We start from the raw sequence: 13,518 nt of genomic DNA on the forward strand, positions 1-13,518 counted from the left end.
CTTTCTCAAAAGCGTGCTCACCAGGCGGCGCCGATGACGACGCTGCGCGGGCGGCTGCCGCCGAGGCGACGCTCAAGGTGGCGGATGGCGCGCAGGATCGGGAAGCAGTAGGCGAAGTAGAGCGCCGCGCAGAGGCACAGGATCGGCATGATGTCGGCGGGGTGGCGATGGATCGCGTCATGGCCTTCGCGCATCAGTTCGACCACGCCGATCACCGACAGGATCGAGGTGCCCTTGATGACCAGCACGTAGGTGCCGGCCAGTGGCGGCAGCATCAGCTTCCAGGCCTGCGGCAGGATCACATGCGCCAGCATCTGCCGCTTCGACATGCCGACGGCCGCCGCGCCTTCCCACTGCCCCTTCGGCACCGCCTGGAGCGCGCCGCGAACGACCTCGGTCGCATAGGACGAGGTGTAGATCGTCAGCGCGATGACGGCTGCCGAAAAGCTGCCCAAGTCGAAGAGCGATGCCCCGGTCGCGGGCAGCACGTAATAGACGATGTAAACCTGCACGAGGATCGGAGTCGCGCGGATCGCATGGACGTAGCCTGCCAGCAGCGTGCTGACGCTTCGTGGCCCGACGGCGCGCAGCACGCCGAACGCCAGCCCGATGAGACTGCCCCCCGCGATCGCGGCAAGCGAGATGATGATAGTGTTCACGAACCCTTCCAGCAGGAAGGGCAGTGTCTGGACAATGACGTCCCACATGGTTGGAGCCTCCGGTTAATGCCGCCGACCGGCGAAGTGGCGCTTCGCCCGGGCCGAGAGGGTGAGCATCAGCGCGTAGATCAGCAGGTAGCCGATGGCCGGGGTGATGAAGGCCTCGACCGGCATGACCCGGTCCGACAGGACGGTCAGCCCGGCGCTGAGCAACTCGTAGACCGCGATGAAGCTCAGGACCGAGGTGTCCTTGATCAGCACCGCGCCCTGGCCGAGGATCGGGGGGATGACGTTCGCGATCGCCTGCGGGTAGATGATGTGGATCATCGCCTGCCGGCGCGACATCCCCAGCGCCTTGGCGCCTTCGACCTGGCCGGGATCGACGGCTTCGATGCCGCCGCGGATGATCTCGCTCATATAGGCGGTGCTGTGGATGGTCAGCGCGAGGATGCCGCAGGCCAGGGGCGGCATCGGGATGTTCAGAACCGGGATCTGCGCGAGGCCGTAGTAGATGAAGTAGACCTGGATCAGCAGCGGCGTGCTGCGGATCAGCTCGACATAAGAGACGACACCCAGCCGGATCCAGCGGCTCTGCGACGCGTGGCCCATCGCGACCAGCGCCCCGAAGCCCAGCGACAGGCACAGGCAGACCGCCGAGATCCAGAGCGTGGACCACAGCCCCCAGGCGAAGTCCGGCAGGTAGGCCAGCGCGACGCGGTAGTTGTAGATCTCAGCAAGCGTCATCGGCGCCCCCGTGGCGGCGGGAAAGCGGGGGCCGGTGACGGCCCCCTGCAGGCTGGCTGGGACGGATCATTTGTGATCGGCTTCCCAGGCATCGGTCAGCACCCAGTAATCGATCATCCGCTCGAGCGTCCGGTCGGCCTTCTTGATGCGGAACCAGTTGTTGATCCAGGCGGCCAGATGGGTGTCGTCGGGGCGGACAGGGAAGCTCATCGCGCCCTTCACGATCACGCCGTCCAGGATGCGCATCCCCTCGAACTCGCGGGTGAACTGCGCTGCGATGCCGCGCGCGGTGACGCCCGCGTCGACGCGGCCGACGGACAGCGCCTGCGCGACCGCAGGGCTGCCCCCAGACAGCTCGACCACCGTCGATTTCGGCATGTTGTCGCGGCTGTACTTCACATGCGAGCTGGCCTGCGGGACACCGATCTGGATGCCGTCCTTGTCCAGGTCCTGCCAGGTCTTGGCCGGGCTGTCGCCGCGCACATAGGCGACGATGTCGGACTCGTAGAAGGGATCGGTGAACAACAGCTGCAGCGCGCGCTGCGGCGTCGGCGACATGTCGGCCGCGATGAAATCGACCTTCTTGCTCAGAAGCGCCGGGATCAGGCCCTTCCATTCATAGTCCGAAAACTCGACCGTGACGCCCATGTCCTCGGCCATCATACGCACCAGCTCGACCGCCATCCCTGTGCGCTCGCCGTTCTTGTCGACGAAACTGTACGGAGGGCCCTGGGTCTGGACGGCGACCTTGACCGTGCCACGATCGACGATGTCGGAAAGGGTGTCGGCCTGGACGACACTGGCGCCGGACAGCTGCGCGGCGAGGCAGGCGATCGCGGCGAAGACGGAGTTTCTGAGTGTTTTCACTGTTGATTTCCCTGTTGGTGGTGGCAGTCCGGTTCAAAGAACCTTTTCGAGGAACTGGCGCGCCCGGTCGGTCCGGGGGGCGGCGAAGAACGCCCTCGGCGCGCCGGTTTCGACGATCTCTCCGGCATCCATGAACAGGATCCGGTCGCAGACCTCGCGGGCGAAGTTCATCTCATGGGTCACGAGGCACATGGTCATGCCCTCGGCCGCGAGCGTCTTGATCAGGTCCAGCACCTCGCCCACCATCTCGGGGTCGAGGGCCGAGGTCGCCTCGTCGAACAGCATCAGCTTCGGCCGCATCGCCAGCGCCCGGGCGATGGCGATGCGCTGCTGCTGGCCGCCCGACAACTGCGGGGGATAGTTCTGCGCCAGATGCCCGAGGCTGAGCCGCGCCAGCAGCTCTCGCGCCCGGGCCTCGGCCTCTGGGCGCGGCGTCTTGCGCACCAGCACCTGCGGCAGGACGATGTTTTCCAGCGCCGTCTTGTGCTGGAACAGGTTGAAGTGCTGGAACACCATGCCGACATCGGCGCGCAGCGCGTTCATGTCGGTGCCGGGGTCCGAGACCGCGACCCCGTCGATGCTGATCGAGCCCGAGCTGTGCCGGTCGAGCCCGTTGAGCGTGCGCAGGAATGTGCTCTTGCCGGAGCCGCTCGGCCCGATGATCGCCAGGACCGAGCCCTTCGCGACCTCGGTCGAGACGTTGCGCAGGGCCTCGATCATCCGACCGTCCGCCGTCTGGAACGTCTTGCAGACATTGTCGACCTTCACCAGGGGCTGTGTCATGGCGCGCCCCTCATGCCTGCTGCGGCAGCGCCGCGGAAGGGACCGCCCCCCCGGCCAGGCACTGGGCCAGCGCCGCCATCAGGGCCTCGCCCCCCGCGCGATCGACGTCGATATGGGTGACGACGCGGATCCGGCGCGTCCCGAAGGCCCCGACCAGGACCCCCTGCGCGCGCAGTGCCTCGACCACCTCGGCCGCGGTCGGCGCCTCGGGCTTCAGGTCGAAGATGACGATGTTGGTTTCGACCGGCACCACCCGCTCGACCAGCCCGAGCGCCCCTATCCGCGCGCCGAGCCAGGAGGCCAGCGCATGGTCGTCGGCCAGCCGCTCGACGTTGTGATCCAGCGCGTAGAGGCACATCGAGGCCGCGATCCCCGACTGGCGCATCGCGCCGCCGAACCGCTGCTTGAGCCGCCAGGCCTTCTCGATATGCGCGGCCGATCCTGCCAAGACCGCGCCGATCGGCGCCCCGAGTCCCTTGGTGAAATCAATCCAGACGGTGTCGTAGTCTCGCGCATGGCGGGCGGCGTCGATACCGCTCTTGACCGCGGCGTTCAGCAGCCGGGCGCCGTCCATATGCGTGGCGACCCCCGCCGCCCTGGCGATGCGGGCCACCTCGTCCAGCGTCTCGACCGGCCAAACCGTGCCGCCGCCGAGGTTCGCCGTCTGCTCGACGCACAGAAGCGCGGTCTTCGGCAGATAGCGCGAGGCCGGGCGGATCGCCTCGGCGACCTGCGCGGCCGAGAAGACGCCGTTCGGGCCATGCACCGTGCGGATCATCACGCCGCTGAAGGCGGCCGGCGCCCCGGCCTCGTAGTTCACGATATGGCTGGAATAGTCGCAGATGATCTCGTCGCCCGGCTCGGTGTGCAGGCGGATCGCGATCTCGTTGCACATCGTCCCCGAGGGCAGGAACACCGCCGCCTCTTTGCCCAGAAGCTGCGCGACACGGTCGCAGAGCGCGCGGGTGGTCGGATCCTCGTCCTTCTGCTCATCGCCCACGACGCAGTCGAGCACGGCCTCCCGCATCGCCCGCGATGGCCGCGTTTTCGTATCCGCATAGAAGTCGATGATCATGCCTTGCTCCGCTCTGGTCCGGGGAGGGGCACCGAAGCCCCTCCTCGTCATGTGCGAGCCAGATTGGCAGCCTGTTCAGCATTCGAATAATAAAGATATTATCGCCAGCCATGCACAGATGATATGCTGACGCGGTGCTGCCAAGAGGACGACGATGCGACTGAACTCCAGACTGCTCGAGTGTTTTCACGCCACGGTCTCGGTGGGCACGGTGACGGGGGCCGCGGATGTGCTGAACACCTCGCAGCCGGCGGTCAGCCGGTCGCTCAAGCAGCTCGAGGATGCGGTCGGGATGGTGCTCTTCACCCGGTCGGGCAACCGGGTCACGCCGACGGATGCGGCGCGGCTTCTGTTCCACGAGGTCGACCGCTCGTTCCGTAGCGTCCGGCAGATCGGGCGCTATGCCGAAGAGATCCGCAACCTGCAGCAGGGCAAGGTCCACATCGCGGTCGCGCCGGCCTATTCGCAGAACTTCATCGTCTCGGCGACGACCGCCTTCCGCCAGAACCGGGGCAGCGTCCACACCGTGATGTCGACGCGCAAGACGCAGGAGATCACCGACCTCGTGGCCGGTCGGCAATGCGACATCGGGCTGACGGCCTATGGGGTCGAGCCCGAGGGGACCGAGGTCATCCCCTTCACCAGCGCCCCCGAGGTCTGCATCCTGCCGGTCGGGCACCCGCTGGCGCAGCGGGAAGAGATCAGGATCGCGGACCTGCACGGGCAGGACTTCATCTATCTCAGCCAGATCGACCCCTATGCCCGGCGCCTGGAACGGCATCTCGAAGAGCACGGCGTGCGTCCCACGCCGGTGATGGAAGTGGACAACTCGCTGATCGCGGCAGAGGCGGTGTCACAGGGGCTGGGCATCAGCATCATCAACCCGTTCTCTGCCCTGGACTTCAAACGGCGCGGCGTCGTGATCCGCAAGCTCGAGATCGACCTGCCGTTCCACAGCGTGATCCTGCTGTCGAAGTTCTCCGAGAACGGGCCGCTCATCACCGAACTGGTGCAGAGCCTGCATGCGCAAAAAACGAAGTGCCTGTCAGAGATCGCTGAGCTCTCGCGTCCCACACATCGTGTCGATCTGCCCGGGAACCGAAGGGAACAGCAGGAGGAGGTCGTTACATCTACCGGTGAGAGGGAGTCAGCTCGGGAATCCTGATGGTGAGATCGTTGGCATGCCATCGCCTGCCGACAGCCGCTATCGGCACGACGAATTGGTCTGACGATGACACTTCCCTGGAGTGACGAGACTCGTTGTCCGTCTGGTTCGATCCGGACATGTCCTGGCAGGCAGACCGAAGTGGCAAGCGCGGCCACCCCGAGACCTTCTCGACCTGAGGGCCAGGGGCACGATCTTCCAGATCGTTTCCCTGACGAATGCCATTCAGAACTTCCTGACACTGGAGATGCTGTTCGGCCTGACGCTCCGTCAGCCTGAGCCAGTGAGGCGCCCGTGGTCCGAGCTCACTGGCAAACGGACTGGTGGCGCGCCTGATCGAGATGGCGGGGCTGGACTGGCCCACGCCGCACCATGCGACGCTGTGTCGACGCCAGGCCCGGATCTCGGTGGAGATCCCGTATCGGCATTCCGAGGTGCCGCCAAACCTGCTGATCGACATCGAGCCATAGAACCCCACAGGCCCGAGTAACCATGACGAGGCGGCATCCGTTTCCGCGGCGATGGCGAGTGGCTTCGCGCAAGCATGGCGCGACGCGCAGGCACGAATTGCGGAAGGTTCATCCGACCATGGACACTTCGGCTGGTGACACCGTGCGGTCGAATTCACCCCCAGCAAGCAAGGCAACAGCCAACCCGGCGGGGCAACGATCAAGACAGTCAGTGCCGATGGCGCCGATGACACGCGCCGCTGTCATGCCGCGATCCTCGAGCATAGCGAAGAACACTTCGGGTATTCCTAGGACCAATGGCAGTCAGCCCTCACGACCGATCCGTCGCAGTGGGCGAGAGTGGAAACCCGATTGTCCCGCTTCGAAATCGCGAAACGAGACGCTGCAGACGACGCGATATCTGGGCCGATCGATCTGGAAAAATTGGACGGGCTACCACGCCCGAGGTCGGGTCGAGGCTCGGATGAACCGCCTCAGGCTCCTTTGGGAACGGATCATGTCGCAAGACCCCAACCGACAGAGCGCCGAGATCCAGATCCGCATCGCCATCATGAACTGCTGCTCGGCCCTTGGAAGGGCCGAGATCAAGGCCATTGCCTGGGGCCCGTGGGGAAAGAAGACGAAGTACCCTCGCCTCCGAGTAGCGCAACAAGGTCGCTTGCCGCCCTCATCACCGCTTCGCTGTGAAGGGTTTTCTGAAAGGACACGGACAGAAATTCAGGGGCAACGGCGCGAACGAAGAACACCGGCCAACCACGATGAAAGAAAAGCCGCTCACTTCTGCGAACACTGTGCCGGCCCGACGTCCTGAGAGGTCGCGAACGTGACTCGCGACGGAGCTTTCGTGGACCCGCATGCGAAGCTGTTTCGCCGCACACTGCAGAACGACGCTTGCGCGACCGCGCAAGCATCTTGCTTCATTATCTCTTTCAAGAACTTGGCTGGGGCGGTAGGATTCGAACCTACGGTACACGGTACCAAAAACCGACGCCTTACCACTTGGCCACGCCCCAACTGGCGCGCTTACTAGCCAAGGCGACCGGGGACCGCAAGAGCTAAATCCGCGCTTTTTTCGCGTCGATGCAATTGCCTCTGCGGCAACCGCCCGCTATGGCCCCCGCCATGCAGACAGTCGATGCGGTGATCCTCGGCGCCGGCGCGGCCGGCCTCTTTGCGGCGGGCGAGGCGGCGGCGCGCGGCCGCTCGGTCGTCGTGCTCGACCATGCCCGGCGCGTGGGCGAGAAGATCCGCATCTCGGGCGGCGGACGGTGCAACTTCACCAATCTCTCGACCGCGCCGGAACGCTTCCTCTCGGCCAATCCGCGCTTCGCCCTTTCGGCGCTGCGCCGCTTCACCCCGCGCGATTTCCTCGCCCGGGTCGAGGGCGCCGGCATCTCCTGGACCGAGAAAGCCGCGGGCCAGCTGTTCTGCGAGGGCAAGGCCAGCCAGATCGTGCAGATGCTGGTCGGGGGGGCCGAGGCCGGAGGGGCGCAGATCCATACCGAGGTCTCGGTCGAGGAGGTCACCCGCGAGGGTGAGCTGTTCCGCATCGCCACCTCGGACGGCGTCCTCTTCGCCCGCCGGCTGGTCGTTGCGACCGGCGGCAAGTCGATCCCGAAGATCGGCGCCACCGGGTTCGGCTACCGGCTGGCCGAAGAGTTCGGGATCCCGGTGCTGGAAACCCGCCCCGGCCTCGTGCCGCTGACCTTCGCCGAGCAGGAGCTGGGCCGGATGGTGCCGCTGGCCGGGGTCGCGGTGCCCGCGCGCGTCGCCCCGACGAAGGGCCCGGGCTTCGACGAACCCGTGCTCTTCACCCACCGCGGCCTCTCGGGCCCGGCGATCCTGCAGGTGTCGAGCTACTGGCGCGAGGGCGAGGCGATCACCGCCGACCTCGACCCAGGCCGCAGCCTTGCCGCCGCGCTGAAGGCGGCGCGGCAAGAGGCCGGCAAGGGCCAGATCGGCAAGGCGCTGGCCCGGCACATGCCCGAGCGCGTGGCGGGGCTGGTGCTCGACCTGGCAGGGGTCGACCCGGTGGCGCGGCTGGCCGACCAAGGCAACGCCGTGCTCGACCGCATCGCCGCCGCCGCGCGGATGGAGCTGCGCCCGGTCGGGACCGAGGGCTACCGCACCGCCGAGGTGACGCTGGGCGGCGTCGACACCGCCGCGCTCGATGGGCGGTCGATGGAGGCGAAGGCGGTGCCGGGCCTGCATTTCATCGGCGAGGTCGTGGATGTCACCGGCTGGCTCGGCGGCTACAACTTCCAGTGGGCCTGGTCCTCGGCCTGGGCCTGCGCGCAGGCGCTGTAGGGCCTAGCGCAGCGCCGCCCAGGCCTGCACAAGGCCGAAGAGCACCGGCTGGTGGATCAGGTAGACCGCAAGCCCGTGCTGCCCCGGCCAGGCCAGCCAGCGCTGCCAGCGCGGCACCGAAGCCGCGGGGCGCCCGACGGGCATCCGGCCGAAGCGGGTCACCGCCTGCGCCTTGGCCAGCCCCAGCAGCATCATGCCCCACCAGGGGAAAAGCGGCACGAAATCGACCGATCGCGGGATCACCCAGCCAAGCCCGGTCCACATGCCCCAGGGCGTGTCGAGCAGCGGCAGGATCACGAATCGCGGGGCCGCCAGCACCGCCGCGCCCGCCAGCGCCGTCAGCCAGAACGGCAGGCGCAGGCAGGCCAGCGACAACAGGCTGCCGACCGCGATCAGGTGCAGGATGCCGAAAAACACCCAGGCCCCCGGCACCGCCAGCCGAGTGGCGACCGACACCGCCAGCGCCCCGGCCGCGATCTGGGCGATGCGGATCGCCGCGCTGCGGGCCCGGATCCCGCGGCCATGCGCCAGCCACAGGCTGAAGCCTGCCGCGAACAGGAAGCTGCCCGCGATCAGCCTTGCGTAAAGCTGCCAGGGCGGGGTCATGCTGGTGGGGCCGATCAGCCCCGCCATCTCGAGATCGACGGTCAGGTGGAAGCTCGCCATCGCGACCAGCAGCACCGTGCGCGCGATGTCGAGCGACCAGAGCCGCGGCCGCCCCGCGTCAGACACGCAGCGGCGCCGCCTTGGCGATGCCGTCGAGCGCCATCAGCAGCTCGACCAGCGCCGGCATCTCGTTCAGCCGCACCATGTTCGGCCCGTCCGAGGGCGCGTTGTCCGGGTCCTCATGCGTCTCGATGAAGACGCCGGCCACGCCCAGCGCCACCGCGCAGCGCGCCATCGCCGGCGCGAACTCGCGCTGCCCGCCGGAAGACCCGCCCTGCCCGCCCGGCTGCTGCACCGAATGGGTCGCATCCATGATCACCGGATAGCCGGTTTTGGCCATGATCGGCAGCGAGCGCATGTCGGCCACCAGCGCGTTGTAGCCGAAGGACGCGCCACGCTCGGTCAGCAGGATCTTGTCATTGCCGGTCGAGGCGACCTTCTCGGCCACGTTCGCCATGTCCCAAGGGGCAAGAAACTGGCCCTTCTTGATGTTCACGACGCAGCCGGTCCGGCCCGCCGCCAGCAGAAGGTCGGTCTGCCGGCTGAGGAAGGCCGGGATCTGGATGATGTCGACCACCGCCGCGGCCTCGACCGCCTGCGCCGCGTCGTGGATGTCGGTCAGCACCGGCAGGCCCATGCCGGACCTGATGTCGGCAAGGATCTGCAGCCCCGCCTCGATCCCCAGCCCCCGCCGCCCCTTCAGCGAGGTGCGGTTGGCCTTGTCGTAGCTGGCCTTGAACACGTATTGCGCGCCGGCCCTGGCGCAGGCCTCGGCCATGACGCCCGCAATCATCTGCGCGTGGTCGGCCGATTCCAGCTGGCACGGGCCCGCGATCACCGTCAGCGGACGGTCGTTGCCGACCGTCAGCCCACCCACGGCCACATCCTTCATCATCTCGTCTCTCCCCGGGCCGAAAGCCCGTTGCAGTCCTACGCCGAGACCTGTTCCTTCAGGATCGAGGCGGTCAGCGAGACCATAAGGTAGAGACCCGAGAAGATCAGCAGGGCCACGAAAGTATTTTCGCCGGCGCGCGGATAGGTCGCCTCGTCCGGGGCCAGCGGCTTCACGCCGGTGGACAGGTAGCGCACCTGCTTGTTGGCCTCGATCCGCGCGACCTCCATCTGCTGGGCGGCCTGGCTCAGCATCAGCTGGCGGGTCTGCAGGTCGGCCTCGGCGATGCGCAGCTGACCCGAGACCGCGGCCAGCGACGCGCCGCCGTTCATGCTCTTGGTCAGGTTGCCGCGCAGCTCGCCGATCATCCCCTCAAGCCGCTGCACGTCGCCCTGCGCGCCGCTGACGCGGGCCGCATTCGGCGCGTCGTTGCTTTCCAGCTGCGCCAGCTCCAGCCGCTTGCGATCGAGCTGGGTCTGCAGCGCGGTGATCTGCGCCATCGCCGCCGAATTCTCGGACACCGGGTCCAGCACGCCCAGCTGCTCCTGCAGGTCGAGCACGCGGCGCTGCGCGTCGTCGACCTTCCTCTCGGCATCCTCGTAGCTTTCACGGGCGCCGCGCATCTGGTCCTCGCGCAGCCGGTAGGTCAGCTGGTCGACCTGCTCCTCGGCATAGCCGATCAGCGCCTGCGCGAAGGCGGTGGCGACGCCGGGATCGGCGGCGATCACCTCCATCTTGATGATGCCCTCGGTCGGGTCGTAGCCGATCTTCACGTTGCGCTGGTAAAGCCGGTACGACTCCTCGACCGTCGCCTTCGGGTCCAGCCGCTGCACCGGGTCGATCGAGGGCTGGCTCCAGTGGCCGCGGAAGCCAAGGTCGTGGTCCAGTCGCTGCATCGCCTCGCGCGAGTTCAGATAGCCCTGGACGGTGATCGAATCCTGACTGGTCGCGAACTGCGTGCCCGAGAACAGCGAGGACAGGTTCCCCGCCCCCATCTTGGTGTCGGCCTGCTGGATCACGAATTCCGAACGCGTCGCGTAAAGCGGCGTCGCCACGCGGAAATAGTACCAGCCGACGATCAGCGTCGGCAGCAGCACGAAGAAGGCCAGCCGGGTGAGCAGCAGCACCATCTTCTTGCGCCGGCGCCGGGCGATGTCGCGCTGGATCCGCAGGATCTCGCCCGCCCGCCGCTCGGGCGTCATCGTCTCGACCGCCGGCAGCTGCGGGCGTTCCTTCGGCACCGTCTGCGGCAACTGCACCTTGGCCTCGGCCTCGGCGCCCGTCACCACCAGATCCAGCATGTTCGAGCGCTGGAACGGGTCGATGCCCCGGCGGCGCAGCAGGCGCACCGCCTCGAAATCCGAGGTCGCGTCGATGCCGTGGCGCTGCGCCACGCGCCGCGCGATGCGCAGCTGGCGCCCGGTCAGCCCCTCGGCGCGGATCGCGTTCAGCTCCTCTTCGGTGGTGCGCTCCGAGGGCGCCAGCACCAGATCGGGCTTCGCGGTCGGGAACGGCCCCAGCCCGAAGCCGTCCTCGCTGGGCGGGGCGGCGAACAGCTGGTCGAGCGGGCTCGGCTGATGCGCGGGCGCGGGACGCGAAGGCTCGGCCCCCGGCGCACGGGCGCGCAGGGTCTCGGTCCGGGCGGCCTCGGGGCGGGTGGCGTTGGGGCGGGCGGCCTCGGGCTGCGGCGGATCGACCCGCAAGGGATCGGGCCGTGCCACGTCGGGCCGCTGCGGGGCCATTGCGGGCGACATCAGGGCCGCGCTGCCCGGGGCGGCGCGGCGGATGCGGTATTTCAGGGCCTTAGGTGGAATAGTCATACAGCGCCTTCGCCTCCTCCAGGGAGTCGAACATGTGAAGATGGCCGTCGCGCAGCACCGCGGCCGACCGGCAGAACTTTTCCAGCGTCTGCATCTGGTGCGAGACGACGACCACGGTCGAGCTTTGCAGCCGGTCGCGCAGGATCGAGCCGGCCTTGCGGTTGAACTCGGCGTCGGTGGTGGCCGGCATCCCCTCGTCAATCAGGTAGATGTCGAACTCCAGTGCCAGCAGCAGCGAGAACGAGAAGCGCGCCCGCATCCCGGAAGAGTATGTGCCGACGGGCATGTCGAAATATTCCTCGATCCCGCAGAGCCAGCGGCTGAACGCCTCGACATAGTCGGGATCGAGCCCGTAGAGCCGCGCGATGTAGCGCGCGTTCTCGGTGCCCGAGTGCTTGTTGACGACGCCGCCCATGAACCCCAGCGGGAACGAGACGCGGCAGGTCTTGATCACCTCGCCCTCGTCCGGTTTTTCCAGCCCGGCCATCATGTTGATGATCGTGGTCTTGCCGGTGCCGTTCGGCGCGAGGATGCCCAGCGAGTTGCCGATCTCGACGCGGAACGAGGCCCGGTCGAGGATGACCTTGCGCTGTTTGCCTGTCCAAAAGGATTTGGACACGTTCACGAATTCCAGCATCCGCTCGCCTCGGCACGGGGCGGACAGGCCCCGTCTGCTCGCCGCTGTGCCGCGGCTTCGGCCGACGGGTTACCCGGCCAATAGGGCTCTAATATGGCGGGGGAGGTGAACGCGCGCAAAACGAATGTGCGTCATCGCGCGTCCGACCGTCAGTCGTGGACCTTGCGCACGCCCACCAGCTTGCCCACCACCAGCGACACCGCCGCCGCGCCGAACGAGAACAGCGCGCCCATCTTGGCCGCATCCTGCACCTCGCCGGCCGGGAACGCGACCGAGGCGACGAACAGCGCCACGGTGAAGCCGATGGCCGCCACGCAGCCCAGCGCCAGCAGGTCGCGCAGGTTCATGCCCTCGGGCAGGCCCAGCCGCAGCGGGTAGGCCGCGATCCAGCCCATCAGGAAGATCCCCAGCGGCTTGCCCAGCAGCAACCCGAACAGCACGAGCCAGGTCGGCTCGCCGATCGCGGCGAACTCGACGCCCGCGTTCGACAGGCCGAACCCGAACAGCACCAGCTGCACCGGCACCTTCAGCGCATGCTCCAGCCGGTTCAGCAGGTCGGTCATGTTCTCTTCCTCCTGCGCGAAGAAGCCATAGGCCTGATCGGCATGGGGAATGGCCGGGATCAGCGGCAGCAGACCCAGCGCCGGGTGAATCCCGGCCTCCTGGAAGGCGTACCAGCTGATCGCCCCGGCGATCAGATAGGGCATCGAGCCGAGGTTCTCGCGCACCCAGGTCCCGCGCGGGCTGGAAAGGTTGTCGCCGTCAAGCTTGCGCGGCAGCCAGTTGAACAGCAGGAACACCGCCAGGCAGACGCCGAAGGACAGGATCAGCCACTGCGGCGCCAGCTCGCCCGTCGGATAGAAGATCGCCAGGATCAGCAGCCCGCCGGCATCGTCGGCGATGGCCAGAAGCAGCAGGAAGCGGATCGCGGGATGGCCCGCGCCGAAGACCAGCCGGCCCACCAGATACGAGAAGGCGATGTCGGTCGCCGTCGGGATCGCCCAGCCATGCGCCACGTCCGGCACCGTGGCCGGCCACAGGATGAAGGCCAGCGCGAAGAACATCACGACCGGCCCGGCCATGCCGCCCAGCGTCGCGATCAGCGGCGTCGCCGCCTTGCGCCCGCGCAGGCTGCCCTCCTCGAGGATGATCGCCTCCCAGACCTCCTTCGCGGCGATGGCGAAGAACAGCGCCATCAGCACGTCGTTGAAGAGGTAGTGGACGGTCAGCACCCGGTGGGTTTCGCCGTTCACCTCTTCGAGCTGGCCGATGAAGAAGTTCTCGATCAGCGGATAGTGCACGAAGTGGTGGTAGCTGTCGGGCGACACATTCGCCCAGACCAGCGCGAGGATCGCCCCGCCAATCAGCAGAAGCGAATAATTGTTGATGATCTTCCAGACCTTGTACACCGGCGATCCCTTCCGTCCCTCGGC

Annotated in this window: 12 protein-coding genes, 1 tRNA gene and 1 pseudogene; 3 read left to right on the plus strand and 11 right to left on the minus strand. The window is 67.5% G+C overall.

Going from position 1 to position 13,518, the window contains the following annotated elements:
- Positions 1-17 precede the first annotated feature (17 nt).
- The 5 genes from V8J36_RS01745 to V8J36_RS01765 all read right to left on the minus strand — a co-directional run bounded on the left by V8J36_RS01745 (position 18) and on the right by V8J36_RS01765 (position 4,128).
- On the minus strand, positions 18-707 hold the full coding sequence (locus V8J36_RS01745) for an amino acid ABC transporter permease (protein WP_336465527.1): 690 nt from the start codon (positions 705-707) through the stop codon (positions 18-20).
- A 15-nt stretch (positions 708-722) separates the two neighbouring features.
- The gene (locus V8J36_RS01750) at positions 723-1,403 is read right to left on the minus strand and encodes an amino acid ABC transporter permease (protein WP_336465528.1); all 681 of its coding nucleotides are present in this window, start codon (positions 1,401-1,403) and stop codon (positions 723-725) included.
- Between the two features lie 66 nt (positions 1,404-1,469).
- On the minus strand, positions 1,470-2,270 hold the full coding sequence (locus tag V8J36_RS01755) for an ABC transporter substrate-binding protein (RefSeq protein ID WP_336465529.1): 801 nt from the start codon (positions 2,268-2,270) through the stop codon (positions 1,470-1,472).
- 33 nt (positions 2,271-2,303) lie between these two features.
- Positions 2,304-3,053 (minus strand): amino acid ABC transporter ATP-binding protein, encoded by a 750-nt coding sequence (locus V8J36_RS01760; protein WP_336465530.1) that lies wholly within the window; start codon positions 3,051-3,053, stop codon positions 2,304-2,306.
- Positions 3,054-3,063: 10 nt separating this feature from the next.
- Positions 3,064-4,128 carry a threonine aldolase family protein gene (locus V8J36_RS01765; protein WP_336465531.1) on the minus strand — a complete coding sequence of 355 codons (1,065 nt, stop codon included), beginning with the start codon at positions 4,126-4,128 and terminating at the stop codon, positions 3,064-3,066.
- 154 nt (positions 4,129-4,282) lie between these two features.
- Here V8J36_RS01765 and V8J36_RS01770 point away from each other — a divergent pair, with 154 nt between their 5' ends.
- Positions 4,283-5,293, plus strand: coding sequence for a LysR substrate-binding domain-containing protein (locus V8J36_RS01770; protein ID WP_336465532.1), 1,011 nt, complete (start codon positions 4,283-4,285; stop codon positions 5,291-5,293).
- Between the two features lie 16 nt (positions 5,294-5,309).
- Positions 5,310-6,361, plus strand: a pseudogene (locus V8J36_RS01775) (IS5 family transposase); the annotation flags it as partial.
- A 340-nt stretch (positions 6,362-6,701) separates the two neighbouring features.
- On the opposite strand, the gene V8J36_RS01780 reads toward V8J36_RS01775, so the two are convergent.
- Positions 6,702-6,776 (minus strand) — tRNA-Gln (locus V8J36_RS01780).
- Positions 6,777-6,885: 109 nt separating this feature from the next.
- Here V8J36_RS01780 and V8J36_RS01785 point away from each other — a divergent pair.
- Complete coding sequence (locus V8J36_RS01785; RefSeq protein ID WP_336465533.1) at positions 6,886-8,070, plus strand: NAD(P)/FAD-dependent oxidoreductase; 1,185 nt, start codon at positions 6,886-6,888, stop codon at positions 8,068-8,070.
- Between the two features lie 3 nt (positions 8,071-8,073).
- Here V8J36_RS01785 and V8J36_RS01790 read toward each other — a convergent pair whose 3' ends face one another.
- The 5 genes from V8J36_RS01790 to V8J36_RS01810 form a co-directional block, all read right to left on the minus strand.
- Positions 8,074-8,802 carry a heparan-alpha-glucosaminide N-acetyltransferase gene (locus tag V8J36_RS01790; RefSeq protein ID WP_336465534.1) on the minus strand — a complete coding sequence of 243 codons (729 nt, stop codon included), beginning with the start codon at positions 8,800-8,802 and terminating at the stop codon, positions 8,074-8,076.
- A complete protein-coding gene (kdsA, locus tag V8J36_RS01795) occupies positions 8,795-9,628 on the minus strand; it encodes a 3-deoxy-8-phosphooctulonate synthase (protein WP_336466168.1) in 834 nt (277 codons plus the stop codon). The genes V8J36_RS01790 and kdsA overlap by 8 nt, the downstream gene beginning before the upstream one ends.
- A gap of 38 nt (positions 9,629-9,666) precedes the next feature.
- A complete protein-coding gene (locus V8J36_RS01800; RefSeq protein ID WP_336465535.1) occupies positions 9,667-11,448 on the minus strand; it encodes a capsule biosynthesis protein in 1,782 nt (593 codons plus the stop codon).
- Complete coding sequence (locus V8J36_RS01805) at positions 11,432-12,085, minus strand: ABC transporter ATP-binding protein (RefSeq protein WP_336465536.1); 654 nt, start codon at positions 12,083-12,085, stop codon at positions 11,432-11,434. The genes V8J36_RS01800 and V8J36_RS01805 overlap by 17 nt, the downstream gene beginning before the upstream one ends.
- A 149-nt stretch (positions 12,086-12,234) precedes the next feature.
- Entirely contained in the window at positions 12,235-13,494 is a 1,260-nt protein-coding gene (locus V8J36_RS01810) for a Na+/H+ antiporter NhaA (protein WP_336465537.1), read from the minus strand.
- Positions 13,495-13,518: the final 24 nt, after the last annotated feature.

This window comes from Frigidibacter sp. MR17.14 (assembly GCF_037095735.1).
Lineage (GTDB): Bacteria > Pseudomonadota > Alphaproteobacteria > Rhodobacterales > Rhodobacteraceae > Frigidibacter.

Coding starts and splice junctions, on each gene's coding strand:
- V8J36_RS01745 (WP_336465527.1), bottom strand. CDS start 707: ATGTGGGACGTCATTGTCCAGACACTGCCCTTCCTGCTGGAAGGGTTC.
- V8J36_RS01750 (WP_336465528.1), bottom strand. CDS start 1,403: ATGACGCTTGCTGAGATCTACAACTACCGCGTCGCGCTGGCCTACCTG.
- V8J36_RS01760 (WP_336465530.1), bottom strand. CDS start 3,053: ATGACACAGCCCCTGGTGAAGGTCGACAATGTCTGCAAGACGTTCCAG.
- V8J36_RS01765 (WP_336465531.1), bottom strand. CDS start 4,128: ATGATCATCGACTTCTATGCGGATACGAAAACGCGGCCATCGCGGGCG.
- V8J36_RS01770 (WP_336465532.1), top strand. CDS start 4,283: ATGCGACTGAACTCCAGACTGCTCGAGTGTTTTCACGCCACGGTCTCG.
- V8J36_RS01785 (WP_336465533.1), top strand. CDS start 6,886: ATGCAGACAGTCGATGCGGTGATCCTCGGCGCCGGCGCGGCCGGCCTC.
- kdsA (WP_336466168.1), bottom strand. CDS start 9,628: ATGAAGGATGTGGCCGTGGGTGGGCTGACGGTCGGCAACGACCGTCCG.
- V8J36_RS01800 (WP_336465535.1), bottom strand. CDS start 11,448: ATGACTATTCCACCTAAGGCCCTGAAATACCGCATCCGCCGCGCCGCC.
- V8J36_RS01805 (WP_336465536.1), bottom strand. CDS start 12,085: ATGCTGGAATTCGTGAACGTGTCCAAATCCTTTTGGACAGGCAAACAG.